The organism is Cystobacter fuscus, from assembly GCF_002305875.1.
Lineage (GTDB): Bacteria > Myxococcota > Myxococcia > Myxococcales > Myxococcaceae > Cystobacter > Cystobacter fuscus_A.
The window spans coordinates 10,821,879-10,837,073 of the sequence record NZ_CP022098.1 but is presented as its reverse complement, the minus strand read 5'-3'; the positions used below and the strand labels follow the sequence as shown (position 1 = coordinate 10,837,073).

The 15,195-nt window shown below is 70.4% G+C and carries 11 protein-coding genes; 3 read left to right on the top strand and 8 right to left on the bottom strand.

Annotation, left to right across the window (positions count from 1 at the left end; genetic code table 11):
• Window positions 1–2: 2 nt before the first annotated feature.
• Genes CYFUS_RS43965 through CYFUS_RS43950 form a run of 4 tightly spaced genes read right to left on the bottom strand, consistent with a single transcriptional unit; the run spans window position 3 to window position 6,089 of the window.
• On the bottom strand, window positions 3–680 hold the full coding sequence (locus CYFUS_RS43965; protein WP_095990658.1) for a response regulator transcription factor: 678 nt from the start codon (window positions 678–680) through the stop codon (window positions 3–5).
• Entirely contained in the window at window positions 677–3,790 is a 3,114-nt protein-coding gene (locus CYFUS_RS43960) for an efflux RND transporter permease subunit (RefSeq protein ID WP_095990657.1), read from the bottom strand. Before CYFUS_RS43960 ends, CYFUS_RS43965 begins: the two co-directional genes overlap by 4 nt.
• On the bottom strand, window positions 3,787–4,845 hold the full coding sequence (locus tag CYFUS_RS43955; RefSeq protein WP_157758994.1) for an efflux RND transporter periplasmic adaptor subunit: 1,059 nt from the start codon (window positions 4,843–4,845) through the stop codon (window positions 3,787–3,789). Before CYFUS_RS43955 ends, CYFUS_RS43960 begins: the two co-directional genes overlap by 4 nt.
• Before the next feature lie 8 nt (window positions 4,846–4,853).
• Window positions 4,854–6,089 (bottom strand): TolC family protein, encoded by a 1,236-nt coding sequence (locus CYFUS_RS43950; protein WP_157758993.1) that lies wholly within the window; start codon window positions 6,087–6,089, stop codon window positions 4,854–4,856.
• A gap of 387 nt (window positions 6,090–6,476) precedes the next feature.
• Between CYFUS_RS43950 and CYFUS_RS43945 the strand changes: the two genes are divergently transcribed.
• Entirely contained in the window at window positions 6,477–7,820 is a 1,344-nt protein-coding gene (locus tag CYFUS_RS43945; RefSeq protein WP_095990654.1) for a cytochrome P450 family protein, read from the top strand.
• Between the two features lie 94 nt (window positions 7,821–7,914).
• Here CYFUS_RS43945 and CYFUS_RS43940 read toward each other — a convergent pair whose 3' ends face one another.
• Both CYFUS_RS43940 and CYFUS_RS43935 read right to left on the bottom strand, forming a co-directional pair.
• Window positions 7,915–8,844 carry a transposase gene (locus CYFUS_RS43940; protein ID WP_232537154.1) on the bottom strand — a complete coding sequence of 310 codons (930 nt, stop codon included), beginning with the start codon at window positions 8,842–8,844 and terminating at the stop codon, window positions 7,915–7,917.
• A gap of 295 nt (window positions 8,845–9,139) precedes the next feature.
• Window positions 9,140–10,636 carry a pyridoxal phosphate-dependent decarboxylase family protein gene (locus CYFUS_RS43935; RefSeq protein WP_198316346.1) on the bottom strand — a complete coding sequence of 499 codons (1,497 nt, stop codon included), beginning with the start codon at window positions 10,634–10,636 and terminating at the stop codon, window positions 9,140–9,142.
• A gap of 86 nt (window positions 10,637–10,722) precedes the next feature.
• On the opposite strand from CYFUS_RS43935, the gene CYFUS_RS43930 reads away from it, so the two are divergent.
• Window positions 10,723–11,628 (top strand): LysR family transcriptional regulator, encoded by a 906-nt coding sequence (locus CYFUS_RS43930; protein WP_095990651.1) that lies wholly within the window; start codon window positions 10,723–10,725, stop codon window positions 11,626–11,628.
• A gap of 183 nt (window positions 11,629–11,811) precedes the next feature.
• On the opposite strand, the gene CYFUS_RS43925 is transcribed toward CYFUS_RS43930, so the two are convergent.
• Together CYFUS_RS43925 and CYFUS_RS43920 are read right to left on the bottom strand one after the other, a co-directional pair.
• Window positions 11,812–12,327: a hypothetical protein gene (locus CYFUS_RS43925; RefSeq protein ID WP_095990650.1), complete on the bottom strand. Its 516-nt coding sequence runs from the start codon at window positions 12,325–12,327 to the stop codon at window positions 11,812–11,814.
• 263 nt (window positions 12,328–12,590) lie between these two features.
• Window positions 12,591–13,694: a lactonase family protein gene (locus tag CYFUS_RS43920; protein ID WP_232537153.1), complete on the bottom strand. Its 1,104-nt coding sequence runs from the start codon at window positions 13,692–13,694 to the stop codon at window positions 12,591–12,593.
• Window positions 13,695–13,954: 260 nt separating this feature from the next.
• On the opposite strand from CYFUS_RS43920, the gene CYFUS_RS43915 reads away from it, so the two are divergent.
• Window positions 13,955–15,190 carry a cytochrome P450 gene (locus tag CYFUS_RS43915; RefSeq protein WP_157758992.1) on the top strand — a complete coding sequence of 412 codons (1,236 nt, stop codon included), beginning with the start codon at window positions 13,955–13,957 and terminating at the stop codon, window positions 15,188–15,190.
• The last annotated feature ends 5 nt before the right edge of the window (window positions 15,191–15,195 follow it).

Here is a 15,195-nt window from a genome sequence, read left to right as displayed (position 1 = left end):
CGCTACCCCTCCACCACCAACCGGAAGCCCACGCCCCGCACGGATTGGATGGACACCTGTGGCTCCACCGCCAGCTTCTTCAGCTTTCCGCGCAGGTAGCCCACGTACACGTCCACGATGTTCGGCGGCCCATCGAAGTTGTCTCCCCAGACGTGGCTGAGCAGCGTGGAGCGCGCCAGCACCTCGCCCGCGTGGCTGGCCAGCTCCGAGAAGAGGGTGAACTCGCGCCCGGTGAGTGACTCCTCGCGCTCCCCGTGCCGCAGCACCCTGCGCCGCGAGTCCAGCATCAGCGGACCCACCTGCCGCGCCAGGCCCTGGGCGTCACCCCGGCGGTACAGGGCCTCCAGCCGTGCCAGCAACTCCTCGAAGGCGAAGGGCTTCACCAGGTAGTCGTCCGCGCCCGCGCGCAACCCCAGCACCTTCTCTCCCACCGTGCCCCGCGCGGTGAGCATCAACACCGGCGTGCGCAGGCCCTGCTCCCGCCAGCGCCGCAGCACCGCCAGCCCGTCGAGGTCCGGCAGGCTCCAGTCCAGCAGCACGGTGTCGTAGTCGATGCGCCGTGCCTGCTCCAGCGCGTCCTCGCCCCGCTGGCACACGTCCACCTGGTGCCCCGCCTCCGTCAGGCCCCGCCGCAACAGCCGGGCCATCTTCTCCTCGTCCTCGACGAGCAGCAGCTTCATGCGGTCTTCTCCTCGAGGACCGGCGCGCGAGCCTCGGCGGACCGCGTGCGCTGCCCCGAGAACCACGGGTAGAGCGAGGGGAGGATGATGAGGGTGAGCAGCGTGGACGTCACCAGGCCGCCCACCACCACGGTGGCCAGGGGACGCTGCACCTCGGCGCCCACCCCGGTGGCCAGCATCATCGGCACGAAGCCCAGCGCCGCCACCAGCGCCGTCATCAACACCGGCCGCGAGCGCTCACGCGCCGCCTGGAGCACCGCCTCCCGCACCGGCAGGCCACTCGCCTCGTGGTGCAACAGCCTCGCCATCAGCACCACGCCGTTGAGCACCGCGATGCCCGACAGGGCGATGAAGCCGATGGCCGCCGAGATGGACACCGGCATGCCGCGCAGCACGAGCGCCACCACACCCCCCACGCACGCGAAGGGCACGTTCGTGAAGATGATGAGCGCCGGGCGGAGGCGCTGGAAGGTCAGCCAGAGCACGGTCACGATGAGCACCAGTACCGCGGGGATGACGAGCGAAAGCCGCCGCGTCGCCTCCGTCAAGGTCTCATATTGGCCACCCCATTCCATCCGGTAGCCCTCCGGCAGGCGCACGGCCGAGCCCACTCGCGCCCGGGCGCGCTCCACCACCGTGCCCAGGTCCGCCCCGCGCACGTTGAAGCCCACCACCAGCCGGCGCTGTCCCTCGTGCCTGCTCACCAGGCTGGGCGCCGAGACGAGCTTCACGTCGGCCACCCGCGACAGGGGCACCGTAGCGCCGGAGGCCACCGGCAGCGGCAGCTCCGCCAGCGAGAAGGCCTCGTGCTCCCCCGCCAGCCGTAGCACGAGGGGAATGCGCACCGCCCCGTCGTACGTGGCCCCCACCTCCAGTCCCGTGCGCACCGCCTGTACCGCCTCGAGCACCTCGCGCACGCTGAAGCCCATGCGCGCCGCGTCCAGCGGCCGGGGCACCACCTCCAACAGCGACACCTCCGGCGGCGCCAGCACCCGCACGTCCTCGGCCCCGGCCTCCCGGCCCACCTCCGCGGCCACCTGCTCGGCCAGCCGGCGCAACTGCCCCAGGTCCTCCCCGTACACGCTCACCGCCACGTCCGTCACCGAGCCCCCCAGCAGCTCGTTGAAGCGCATCTGGATGGGCTGCGTGAAGGCCGGCCCGCTCCCGGGGGCCTTGTCCTCCAGCACGGCCGCCATCTCCGCGATGAGCGCCTCGCGCGTGAGGCCCGGCCGCCACGCCTCGCGGGGCGCGAGGTGGATGAAGACGTCCGCCTGCTCCAGGCCCATGATGTCCGTGGCCACCGCGGGGCTGCCCACGCGCGACACCACCCGCCGCACCTCGGGAACATGCTTCAGCAGCACCGCCTCCAGGTGCCCCGCGTCGCGAGCCGCCGCTTCCAGGCGGATGTCCGCCGCGCGCGTCGTCTGCACCACCAGGTCCCCCTCGTCGAGCTGCGGGGCGAATTCGCTGCCCGCGTTCAGGAAGAGGCCCACGCCCAGCACGAGCAGCACCCCCGCCACGAGCGCCACCCGGCGGGGAACGCGCGCCATCCGGTCCAGCGCGGGGCGGTAGACCTTGTCGAAGAAGCGCACCAACAGGGGAGGGTGCTCGGGCACGTCCTCGGGGCGCAGCACGAGGCTGGCCGCCGCGGGGATGAAGGTGAGCGAGAGCACCAACGAGGTGGCCAGCGCCAGCATCACCGTGAGCGCCATGGGGCGGAACATCTTCCCGTCCACCCCGCTGAGCGCCAGCACCGGCACGTACACCAGCAGGATGATGAGCACCGAGAAGAACACGGGCCGCGCCACCGAGCCCGTCACGTGCGACACCTTCTCGCGCCACCCCTCTCGGCCCGAGCGCTCGTGCCCCACGTGGTGGAAGACGGCCTCCACCATCACCACCGCGCCGTCCACCAGCAGGCCGAAGTCGATGGCGCCCAGGCTCATCAGGTTGCCCGGAATCTTCAACAGCACCATGCCCACCACCGCGCCCAGCATGGACAGCGGAATCGCCGAGGCCACCACCAGTCCCGCCCGGAAGCTGCCCAGCAGCAGGAAGAGCACCGTCACCACCAGCAGGCCGCCCTCCAGCAGGTTCTTCGCCACCGTGCGCAGCGTGCCGCGCACCAGCGTGCTCCGGTCGTACACCTCGTCCACCCGCACGTCCGCGGGCAGCGCCGCGCGTACCTGCTCCATGCGCCCATGTACGCCCTTCATCACGTCCAGGGCGTTGGCTCCGCGCAGCATCTGCGCCATCAGGTACACCGTCTCCCCCCGGCCGTTGGCCGTCGCCGTGCCGATGCGCGGCAGGGCTCCCGGTACCACCTCGGCCACGTCCGCGAGCCGTAATGTCTGGCCTTCCGGACCGCGCACCACCGCGCCGCCCAGCTCGCTCGGGCCGGGAGGCCGTGCCACCGCGCGCACCAGCACCTGCCGGTCTCCCGTCGCGAGGCTCGCCCCGGGCACGCTGCCCGACACGCCCTCCAACGCTCGCTGGAGCTCCGCCAGTGTCAGCCCGCGCTGCGCCAGCTTCACCGGATCCGCGCGCACCTCCAGCGTGCGCTGCTGACCTCCCCAGGTGTTCACCTCCACCACGCCGGGCACGCCTCGCAGCAGGGGCGCCACCCGCAGCTCCGCCAGCTCCAGCAGCTCCGCCGACGTCCGCTCCGGCGAGCTGAGCGTGAAGTGGAAGATTTCCCCGAGCCCTCCCGACAGGGGCCCCAGCTCCGGTGCGTCCACGCCCGGGGGCAGCTCGCCGGAGATGGCATTCAACCGCTCCTGCACGAGCTGGCGCGCGCGGTACGGGTCCACGTCGTCCTCGAAGACGGCCGTCACCGAGGAGATGCCATAACGCGACAGGCTGCGGTGCTCCACCAGCCCCGGGATGCCGCCGAGCCCCGTCTCCACCGGCCGCGTCACCCGCCGCTCCACCTCCTCGGGCGTCAGACCCGGGGCACGGGTGAGCACCAGGACCTGGTTGGTGGTGATGTCCGGCAGCGCGTCCAGCTCCAGCCGCATCGCCATCGCCGAGGCCAGCACGGCGAACAGCGCCGTGAGCCCCAGCGTCCAGCCCCGGTGCTTCACCGAGCCCTCCACCAGCCGCGTCATCATGACCCCTCCACCTCCGCCGGGAGGACCCGCATGGCATCCGCGGCCACCGCGTCCGTCTCCTTGAGCGGCCCGTGCACCAACGCGTCGGCACCGGACTGCACCACCACCTTCACCGGCTGGCGGCGATGACCGTCGCCCTCACGCACCAGCACCGCGACCTCGCCGCCCTCCAGCACCAGCGCGCGCGCGGGCACCACCGTCACCTCGGGCAGCCCGTCCGCCTTCACCCGCACCGTGCCCTGCAGGCCCGCGGGCAACGCGCGCGCCGGCTCGGGCTCGAACCATGCGGCCGTGGTGCCATCCCTCACGTCCACCGCGGGCGCCCGCCCCACCAGCCGCACCGGCACCGCCTCGAGCCCCGGCGCGGAGAACTCGAAGGCGGCCTTCTCCGGCAGCGCATGGGAGAGCCGGGCTTCCAGGCGCGCGGGGCCGTCGCCCGAGATGCGCACCAGTGGCGCCGAGCCCGCTTCCCGCGTCTCGCCCAGCACCGCGTCCACCGAGGTGACGATGCCTTCCACCGGGCTGCGCAGCGACACCGTGCCCCGCTGCGCCACCCCGGCGGCGGACGCGCCCTCCAGGCCCGCGATCTTCAACAAGGCCTGGGCACTCAGCTGCGCCGCGCGCGCCTCGGCCAGGCTCGCCTCGGCCTCGGCCAGCTCGAAGACGCGTGCCATGCCCTGCTCCCGCAGGGCCTTCAACTGGGCCGTGCGGCGCTCGTACGCCTCGCGGCGCAGCGAAGCGGCCTCGAAGTCCCCCGCGGCCCGCACCACCTCGGGCATGAGCACCTCGACGAGTACCTCGCCCTTGCGCACCTTCTGGCCGGGCCGCACGCCGATGCGGGTGACACTGCCCCGGAAGGGAAGGCCGAGCGCCGCGGCGCCCTCGGGCGGTGGAAGCACCTGCGCGGGGGCCTCGGTGAGGGGCACGCCCCGGGGGGGACGCGGATGCACCCAGGCGGTGCGCGCGCTGGATTGCGCGGGAGGAGGCGCGGGCGGCGCGGGCGGCGTGGAACAACCGAGCACCGTGCCCAGGAGGACGGCGGAGCAGAGGAGCACGGAGCATCTCATGGCGTGGGGACTCCGGAGAGGGCGTCGATGAGGAGACGGGCCTTCACGCGCGCCCAGGACTCCTCGGCGCGGGCATGGCCCAGACGGATGCGGGCGGCGGCCAGCGCACGGCGCGCCAGCACCACCTCGGGGACGGTGGAGTCCCCGGACTGGAAGAGGAGCTCGCGCAGCCCCGCGGCTTCCTCGGCGGCGGGCAGCAACTGGTGCTGGAGCGTCTCCCGCACCTCGCGCGAGTGCTCCACGTCGTGGAAGCAGAGCGCCAGCTCGGCGGAGGCCCGGTGGCCCGCGTCACGCGCCTCGCCCTCGAGCTTCTCGGCGGAGGCCAGCAGCGTGCCCCGGTCCCGCTCGCCCCGCTCGAACAGGGACGGCGTGAGCGTCAACGTGAGGGCGCCACCGGTGGCCCCGTCGTACTCACGCATGCCGGTGACTCCCACCTGCAGCCAGGAGCCTCGGGAGGCGTGGGCCTCGGCCGCGCGCGCTCGCTCCATCCGGGCACCGAGCACCCGCGCCAGCGCCTCCGGCAGCCCGGAGGCCTGGGCCACCAGCGACCGCCGTGCCTCGTCCGGCGGCAGCTCCACCTCGGGCGGCGAGCCTTGCGTCTGGAGGGGACGCGTGGGCTCTTGGGCGAGCAGCTTCGCCATTTCCACGCGGCGCTCCGCCACCTTGCCCTCCGCGTCCAGCACGGAGAGCCGCGCTTCGGCGAGGTACGCGCTCGCCTCGGCCAGCTCCAGCCTCGTGGAGGCTCCCAGCTTCGAGGCCCCCTCCACGGCCTGGCGGAAGGAGCTGGCCAGCTCCACCTCGTGCAGGCCCTGGGTGACGGCCTGCTCGGCGGCCCATAGCCGCAGCCACGCCTCGGCGATGGCGAGCCGGCGCGTGAGCAGGGCGGCGAGGGCCTCGGCGTCGAGCGCGGCCTGCTCGGCGTGGACGGCGGTATTCCGGGCGCCCACCTGTCCGGCGAGTCCGAAGGACTGGCTCACGCCCACGCGCAGGTCGGCGCCGCGCTCGTCCGGGCGTTGCCGGTAGCCGGGCTCGATGGTGAGTTGGGGGTTGAAGACGAGGGGAGACAACCGGGCGCTCTCGGCGCGGCGGACCTCGGCGGCGCGAGCGGCGCCCTCGGGGCCAGGGGTGCGCCCGGCGAGCGCGAGCGCCTCCGCGAAGGTCAGGGCAGTGGCCTCCGGGGGCGAAGCGGTCAGCACGAGCGCGGCGAGGACGACGACCATGATGACGCGCACCGTAGAGGCCGCGTGCCGCCCTCGCATGAGAGGACATTGAGGGTTTTCTTAGAGTCCGTGTTCCGTGGTCCTCCACCTGGGCGGCTTCATCGCGGAGGGGACGCTGCACGGTCGTCGCACGGCCAGAGGCCCTTCGGCCCGGGGCGCATCCATTCGTCCTGCTTGAATAGTATTTTACGTCGTATATCATCTATGGCGTAAACATTCCCCCATGGCCCCGAGCGACCTCTCGGTCTGCCCGGGCTGGCCGCCGCCACGCCCGCCACGCGCAACGAGCGGCCCACGGCCGGCACGCCTGGCCGGAGGCGGTCCACCCGACGTGCCAAGACGGGCGCGCGCCCGCTCCAACCTTCCCGCAGGACCACCCGATGAGTGAAGGAGGACGACATGGCAGAACGTGACGTCAATGCAGCACAGGGTCAGCCCGCTCCACAGCCCCTGCCCACGGAGGTGGTGACCCTCACCCTGGATCCACACATCTCGCCCGAGACCTACGCACGGCTGCGACAGCAGGGCCGCGTGGCCCGGGTGAGCTTCACCCTGGGCGCCAACGCCGCCCCGGCCGGGGAGAAGTCCGCGGAGCTCATCGAGTTCCTCGGGCACGAGCATCTCTTCGTCACCCGGTACGAAGACGTGATCGCCGCCCTGCTCGACGACCGCATCTCGTCGGATCCCCGCACCGCGCTGACCGAGGAGCAGAAGAAGAAGCTGCCCAATGTTCCCGACGAGCTGCGTCCCCTGGCCCGGAGCCTGCTCTCCGTGGACCCGCCGGATCACTCGCGGCTGCGCAAGCTGATCCAGCCGAGCTTCACCCCGCGCGCCATGGAGTCGCTCCGGTCGCGAATCCAGCGGATCGCGGAGGACCTCGTGGATGGCGCCGAGCGTGCGGCGGCCGAGCGTGGGGAGAGCCGGCCGGAGCGGCGCATGGATCTCATCGCGGAGTTCGCCTACCCGCTGCCGGTCAAGGTCATCTCGGACATGCTCGGCATCCCGGAAGAGGACCGGGAGATGGTGAAGGGGTGGACGGAGAACCTCGTCAAGAACAACGCGGGTCGGGGGTTCCGGGACGCGGAGAGCCTGGCCAAGGTGAGGGAGTTCACCGACTACCTGCGCAGGCTGTTCGTGGCCAAGCGGAAGAACCCCGCGGACGACATGATCAGCCAGCTGCTGCGCATCGAGGAGGACGGGGACAAGCTGAACGAGGATGAGACGCTGTCCACGGTCTTCATCCTCTACCTCGCCGGGCACGTGACGACCGTGAACCTGATTGGCAACGGCATCTTCGCGCTGCTGAGCCACCCGGAGCAGCTCGCCAGGCTCAAGGCCAACCCCAGCCTGGTCAAGGGACTGGTCGAGGAGACGCTCAGGTACTGGGGGCCGATCGACTTCATCTCGCGGCGGATCGCCAAGGAGGAGCTGGATCTGGCCGGCACGCACTTCCCCAAGGGCGAGCCCATGATGCTCGGTCTGGCGTCGGCCAACCGGGATCCCGCGCGCTTCGCCCATCCGGAGGTCTTCGACATCACCCGCCCGGATGCCGACAAGCACATCGCGTTTGGCAAGGGCATCCACATCTGCATTGGCGCTCCCCTGGCGCGAATGGAAGGTCAGATCGCCTTCGAGACGCTGATTCGTCGCCTGCCGGAGCTGCGGCTGGCCGTCGCCTCCGAGGAGTTGCACTGGAGCAACTCCCTCCTGCGCGGGTTCGCGCAGCTGCCCGTCCTGTTCTGACGGGGGGGGCTTGCTTCACGTCCAGACGAGCACGTCCGTGTGAAGTGTGGCGGGGATGTGCGGCGGAAATGCTGGGCGTGACCCAGAGAGGGTGTCAAAGAACTTGAGCCAGGGAGGGTGCCAAAGAAGCACGATTTGGCGCGACACGCGGCGGGAAGGCGAAGGGCGGGAAGCGCGCCAAGAAATCCCCTCGACTCCACCGGGCTGCCGCCTCTCGAAATGCCGCGACGAAGGCCCGGTACTGCTCGCGCAACTCCTTCAACGCCTGCCGCGTGGAGGCATGCCCCAGCGGCCTCGGGCTCCTCTTGGGGTGCTCGGGCCGGGTATGCGGGTGCTGCGCCTCCACTGCTCTGGCCCCCAAGACAGGCTTGCCCCTAGATTGAGCCTCGGCTTCCACTTGCTCCACGAGCCCCCGCACCGCGTGTTGCCTCTCCTCCTCCTTCAGTCCTTCCCAGCACGGCAGTGGCGCGAGTTCCAGTTCCACCGGCTCGGCCCATTCCTGAGCGAAGCGCCCCTCTCCCGCCATGTCCTCGCTTCCGCGTTTGCTCCAGCGCTTCGTCCAGTTGAACCACCGGAACAGTCGCCGTGCAGGCCCCAGCAGTTGCGGCAAGCACGTGAGACCCGGCCACTCGGCGCTCCTGTCCACCAGGCCTTCCTTCACCCCATGGGCCAGCACGTAGCGCAGCCGGCCCACCAGCGCGGTGTCGTCCAGCACTGGCTCCGCTGAGTAGCGCCGCTCCCAGAAGCCTCCACTCCAGTCCACCAACTTCCCCACCTTCTTGGACAGGTTGGCGCGCAGGTACTGCATGAAACCGGCGAGCGCGGCTCCTCGTGCCCACACCAACAAGTGGAAGTGATTGGAGGCGAAGGTGAAGGCGTACAGCCGGACGGTGCCGGCGCTCTGCTGGACAGCGCGGGCCAGCACGCCGCCCACCACCTCGTTCACCTCCGCGCTGGGGCGCAGCAACAGTCGTCCCTGGAAGCATCTGGAGGTGACGAAGTAGTAGCCCTCCTCCTGGAACATCCTCAGTGGCCAGCCCATACCCTTCCCCCCCCGCGTGCGCTCCGCCATGCCGGATGCACCGCGCGCGCCAACTCGCAAGTCCGCGGAAGCATTTGAAGAGGGTGGATTCAACCGTCCACGCCGGGTCTCGTTTTGGTTCGGGTCCCTCGTTTCAAATCCTTTGACACCATCCGGGGGGGGGGGCGGGGTTCGAGTCCCTCGTTTCAAATCCTTTGACACCATCCGGGGTTTCAAATCCTTTGACACCATCCGGGGGGCGTCAGTGCGGGCGGACGCCCGTTCCCCGAGATGCTTCTCAGTCGGACGTCGTCTCCGACTCCGCGGCGAGCTCACGGCCGAGCCGCAGCACCTCGTGGACGAGGAGCTCGAGGTCCTCGCGGCGGGTGCGGTGGTTGGTGAGGCACACGCGCAGACAGTAGCGCCCGCCGAGCGTAGTGTACGAGGGCACGGCCACGCCGGACTCGTGCAGGCGGCAGAGCAGCTCGCGGTTCCACGCGTCGAGCCGCTCCTCGGGTACGCCCCGGCCCACGTACCGGAAGCACACCACGTTGAGGGACACCGGCGAGAGCCGCTGCAGCTCCGGCTCCGCGTCCACCCGCCGTGCGAGCGCGCGGGCCTGCTCCACGTTCTGCTCGATGAGGCGGGCGAACTTCGCCGCGCCATGCGCCTTGAGGCTCATCCACACCTTGAGGGCCCGGAAGCCGCGGGTGAGCTGCACGCCATACTCGCTGAACATGGAGGGCCGTGCCGCGAGCCCCCGTGGCATCTGCGCGAGGTATTCCGTCTGGTAGGCGAAGGCCCGGCGGTGGGCCACCTCGGAGCGGACGAGGATGCACCCCGCCTCGAAGGGGATGTGCATCCACTTGTGCAGGTCGAAGGCGAGCGAGTCCGCGCGCTCCATGCCCCGCAGAAGCGGGCGCAGCCGGGGAGACAGCGCCGCCAGTGCTCCGAACGCGCCGTCCACGTGGAACCACAGGCCCTCCTGTTGCGCCACGTCCGCGAGCGCCTCCAGGTCATCCACCGCGCCCGTGTTGACGGTGCCCGCGTTGCCCACCACGCAGAAGGGGCGCAGTCCCTCGGCCCGGTCGCGGGCGATGGCGGCGCGCAGGGCGCCCACGTCCACGCGGAAGTTCGCGTCCACCGGCAGCAGTCGCAGTGAGTCGCTCCCCAGTCCGAGCACCTCCGCCGCCCGACGCACGCACGCATGCGTCTCGCGCGAGGCGTACAGTGTCATCCGTATCTGGCCGAAGAGCCCGGTGCGCCGCACGTCGCCCCCGGCCTTCTCGCTCCGCGCCACGGAGAGCCCCACCAGGGTCGCCATCGAGGCCCCGCTCACGAGCAGGCCGCTCGCGCTCTCGGGGAAGCCGAGCAGCTCCCGGCACCATGCGAGCACCTGGTCCTCCACCCGTGCCGCCGCGTCCTCGTACCCGGCCACATGGCAGTTCATCCCCGCGGCCAGCATCTCCGCGAGCATGCCCAGTGGCGTCCCCGTCCCCATCACCCAGCCCCAGAAGCGCGGGTGGATGTTGCCGGTGGGGTAGGGCAGGACGTTCTCCACGAAGTCCCGGTATGCCGCCTCCGCGCCCTCGCCCTCCTGGGGCACCGGGCGCCGCGGGTTCAAGCTCTGGCTCGCGCCGGGAGGCAGGGGCCGCCAGACGGGCCGCTCGCGCACCGTGCGGAGGGAGTCCATCGCTTCGTCCACCATCCGCCGGCCGAGCGTGCGCAGGGCGTCCCACGCCTCGGGCGACTCGGGGTCCAGGGTCTCTTCGTGCTTCTCGTCGACGTCGGTCATGGGCGTGCTCATGGCCCCTGGGTAACACCCGCATTCGCGCATGGACGAGCGCCGTTTCCGCGTACCTGCTATGCATTCCTGCATCGATGTTCGGCTGGGACGACGCTCGCTATTTCCTCGAAATCCACCGCGCGGGCTCACTGTCCGCGGCGGGGCGCGGGCTCCGCGTCAATCAATCCACCGTGGGTCGGCGCCTGGCCGCGCTGGAGTCCGTGCTGGGCGTGCGCCTCTTCGACCGGACGCCGGGGGGCTACCTGCTGACGCCCGCGGGCGAGACGCTGCTGCCCCGTGCCGAGCGGATGGAGGAGGAGGCCCTCGCGGCGGCCCGGGACGTGGCCGGTGGAGAGGCCCGGCTCGCCGGTACCGTGCGCCTCACCTCGCCGGAGGCGTTCGGCAGCCGGTTCCTCACCACCCGGCTCGCGGACTTCCACCAGCGCTACCCGGACATCACCCTGGAGCTGGTGGCCGACAACCGCGCCTTCAGCCTCTCTCGCCGCGAGGCGGATGTGGCCCTGCGGCTGGCCCGGCCCGCCCAGCCCCTGCTCGTCACCCGGCAGCTGGCGGAGGTGGGCACCACGCTGTACGCCTCGAAGGGCTACCTCGCTGCTCGCGGCAGGCCCCGCCCGCCGGACTTCTCCGGGCACCAGCTCATCGGCTTCGACGAGACCTTCCAGCCCGAGGCGGAGGTGCGCTGGCTGGCCCAGCATGCCCGGAACGCACGCGTCGTCTTCAAGAGCAACAGCCCGCAGTCCCAGCTCGCCGCGGCCGAGGCCGGCATGGGACTGGCCCTGCTGCCGTGCTACCTCGCCGATCCCGTGCCCGGGCTCGTCCGGGTGCTCCCCGTCTCCAAGGGGGTGGTGCGGGGCTTGTGGCTCGTCCTCCACCGAGATCTGCGCCACACCGCTCGGGTGCGGGCGCTGGCCGATTTCCTCGCGGACACCCTCCACCGCGAGCGCCTGGCCCTGCGCGGTGGTCCAGAATCCAAAGGGTAGGGGAGGGGGCCGAGATGAGTGTCCCGAGATGAGTGTCAGACGACTCGTAGAGTGCAGAGCGCAACCCGAGTGGTGTGAGCAACTCATCGAGCGGGGACGCCAGCAAGGCCGGGAGGAGGGCAGGAAGGAGGGGCTGCACCGAGGGCGTTCCGGGTACATCCAAGGAACCCGAGCCTCGCTCCGTCACTCCTGGGTGACGCGCAGCTTGCAGTTGGCGAAGGCCTCGCCCGAGAAGAGCTGGCCCATGAACAGCTGGACGGGGTCCTTGCCGTTGACCTGGAGGGACAGCTCGTTCTTCTCCCCGCGCAGCTTCGCGCCCGGAGCGGCGTGAACCCGCCCACCCAGGGCGGACACTTCCCCTTCGAGGATCGCGCCCTCGGCGACGTGAACGTCCCCGCCGAGCGCGACCACCTTGCCCAGCACCCGGGCACCGGCCTCCACCGTCACGTTGCCGCGCATCGCCACCACGTCCTTCACCGTGGCACCCGCGCGTACCACCACATTTCCATCCAGGGCCACCGCGTCGTGCGCCCCCTGCGCTCCCTCCACTCTCAGCGTCGTGCCCCGGGAGAACAGGTCGCTCTTCTTGACGCTGATGGAACAGGTGGAGTCGTGAAACGCGGCTTCTCCCCCGTCCTCCGCCAGGGAGGGCGTGGCGAACAGGAGGACCGCGAGGAAGGAATGGATGAGCGAGGTCATGCGGGCAACTCCTGGAGCATCGTGACTTCCCCTTCTACGGCCAGTGTCCGGCGCCATTGCGGAGACGGGTGTCGGAGACCGGAGACGGGTGTCAGACCGGAGACGGGTGTCCCGGAGACGGGTGTCAGACGACTCGTAGGTACGACTCGGGGGGCTCGAGATGGTGTCAGACGACTCGTAGGAGATGGTGTCAGACGACTCGTAGGTGACGACTCGTAGGTACGACTCGGGGGGGGGGGCGTGAGGTCGTGCACTCGCTCCCGTCAGGCTGGGGACGTCGCCACCAACAGGGAGGTGGGCGCCGTGAGGGACAAGGCGGGGCTGAGCGCGGTCAGCCGTCCGGTGGTGGCATCGCGCTTGAAGGACACGACGTTGTTGCTCTTCTGATTGGCCACCAGCAAGTAGGTCCCCGTCGGGTCCAGGATGAAATCCCGAGGCCAGCTCCCCTGGGTGGATGCGTGCTGCACGAGGGTCAGCCGCCCGTCCGCGTTCACGGCGAAGACGACGATGCTGTCGTGGCCCCGGTTGGAGCCATAGAGGAACCGGCCATCCGGACTGACGCGAACCTCCGCGCAGTAGCTCGTTCCGGTGTACCCGGTGGGAAGCGCCGACACCGTCTGCACTTCGCTCAGGGTGCCCCGCGTGGGATCGTAGGCGAGCGAGGTGATGGTCGAGTTGAGTTCGTTGATGAGGAAGACGAACCGCCCGTTGGGATGGAACGCGAAGTGGCGCGGGCCCGCGCCGGGCTTCGTGGAGAACGAGGCCGGGGTGTTGGCGTTCAGGCGGCCCGACTGCGCGTCGAACCGGTAGAGCATGACCTTGTCCGTCCCCAGGTCCGCGGCCAGTGCGTACTGATTGGAGGCGTCCGTCATGATCTGGTGGGCATGCGGGGCGGAGCCCAGGAACTGCTCCTTGTCGGTGGACGTGCCCAGGCCGCCATCGCTCCGGATGGGGAAGACGGAGACGCTTCCGCCCCCGTAGTTGGCGACCATCACGAACTTGTCCGTCGCATCCACGCTCACGAAGCAGGGTGAGCTCCCCAGGGAGGCCTGCTGGTTGATGAGGGTCAACGCCCGGGTGGTGGGATTCACGGAGAAGGCACTCACGGCCCCACTGGACGTCCCCTGGTAGGATCCCAACTCATTGACCGCGTAGAGGTAGCGGCCCTGGTGGTCCATCGCCAGGAAGGACGGCTCCGACACGTTCCGGGTGACCGCGACCTTCTGCAGGGCTCCCGTCGCCATGGACAGACGGCACAGGATGATTCCCTCTCCGCCCGACGACGTGTAGGTGCCCACGTAGATGAAATATTCCGTGGGTGTTGCGAACAGCTCCGGGGCGAATCCCTTGTCCAGATACATGGACATGACGCCAATGCTGGAAAGACGCAGGAATCCACGACGGCTCAAATCAATCTCGCTCATGGGAAACCATGGAAACACGGCGAAAGCCATTTTTCCATGGTTTTCCTCGGGCATCGCTTTTTGGGAAGATAAACCCAGTCAGCCAAGGTCTCCCACGCGAGTCGTCCGAGACTCCTCGTGAACGAGGCCTTGGACGTTCGTGACGCGCTGGCTCAACTGCTTCGAGCGAGATGCCCTGGTCGGAACCTGACACAATGTGCGCCATGATTTCCTCCCAGCTCGGACTCGAGTTCACTCCTCTCGAGCCCCACTTCCTCGAGAATCCGTTCCCCTTCTACGCACGGCTGCGACGCGAGGCGCCCATCACCTTCGCCCCTGCCTTCCAGTTCTGGCTCGTCAGCCGTTACGCGGACGTGATGACCGTCTTCAAGGACCCGCGCCACTACAGCTCGCGCGACACGCTGCGCCCTCCCGTGGCGCTGCCTCGCGAGGTGATGGCCATCCTCGAGCCCGCCGGCTACACGTCCGACTACCCCCTGCTCGGAGATGATCCGCCCGCCCATACGCGCCTGCGCGCCCTGGTGGGCAAGGCCTTCAACCAGGCGCGTGTGAACGCGCTCGAGCCGCGCATCCGGCAGCTCGTCGGCGAGCACCTCGACACGCTCCGGGACGGGGAGCCCCGCGCCGAGCTCATCTCCCAGCTGATTTCACCCCTGGCCATGTCCGTCATGACGGAGCTGCTCGGCCTGCCCGCCTCGGACCGCGAGCGAATCAAGCAGTGGTGCGACGACGAGAAGCTCTTCTTCGTGCCCATCCCCCTCGAGCAGCACCTGCGCGCCGCCCGCGGCGTGGCCGACTTCCGCCGCTATCTGCGCGAGCTCGTCGAGGATCGCCGCGAGTCGCCCCGCGATGACCTCATCTCCTCCCTGCTGCTGGCGCGCACCGAGGGAGACAGGCCCCTGGACACCGATGAGCTCGTGGCGCTGGCGTGCGTGCTCGTGTTCGCCGGCCACGAGACGTCCACCAACCTGCTCGCCACCGCGCTCCATCACCTGCTGCGCCACCCCGGCGCATGGGACGAGCTGCGCAAGAACACCTACCTCGTGCGCAACGCCGTCGAGGAGACGTTGCGCTACGACTCGCCCGTGGTGGGCATGATGCGCACGACCACGCGGCCCGTTCAGCTCGGAGGCACCGCCCTGCCCGAGGGGGCGCGCCTGTTCCTCCTGTTTGCCTCGGCCAACCGCGACGAGTCCGTCTTCGAGCAGGGCGAGCGCTTCGACATCCACCGCGCCAGCGCCGTGCGGCACCTGGGCTTCGGCCATGGCATCCACTACTGCGTGGGCGCGTCCCTCGGGAGGCTCGAGGCGCAGCTCACCCTGGAGCTCCTGCTCCAGCGTCTGCCCGGACTGCGGCTCGCGCCCGGAGAGGCTGTCACCTACCTGCCCAACCTCGTGCACCGCGTGCCTCGCCAACTCCTGGTGGAGTGGGACACGTGAAGCGC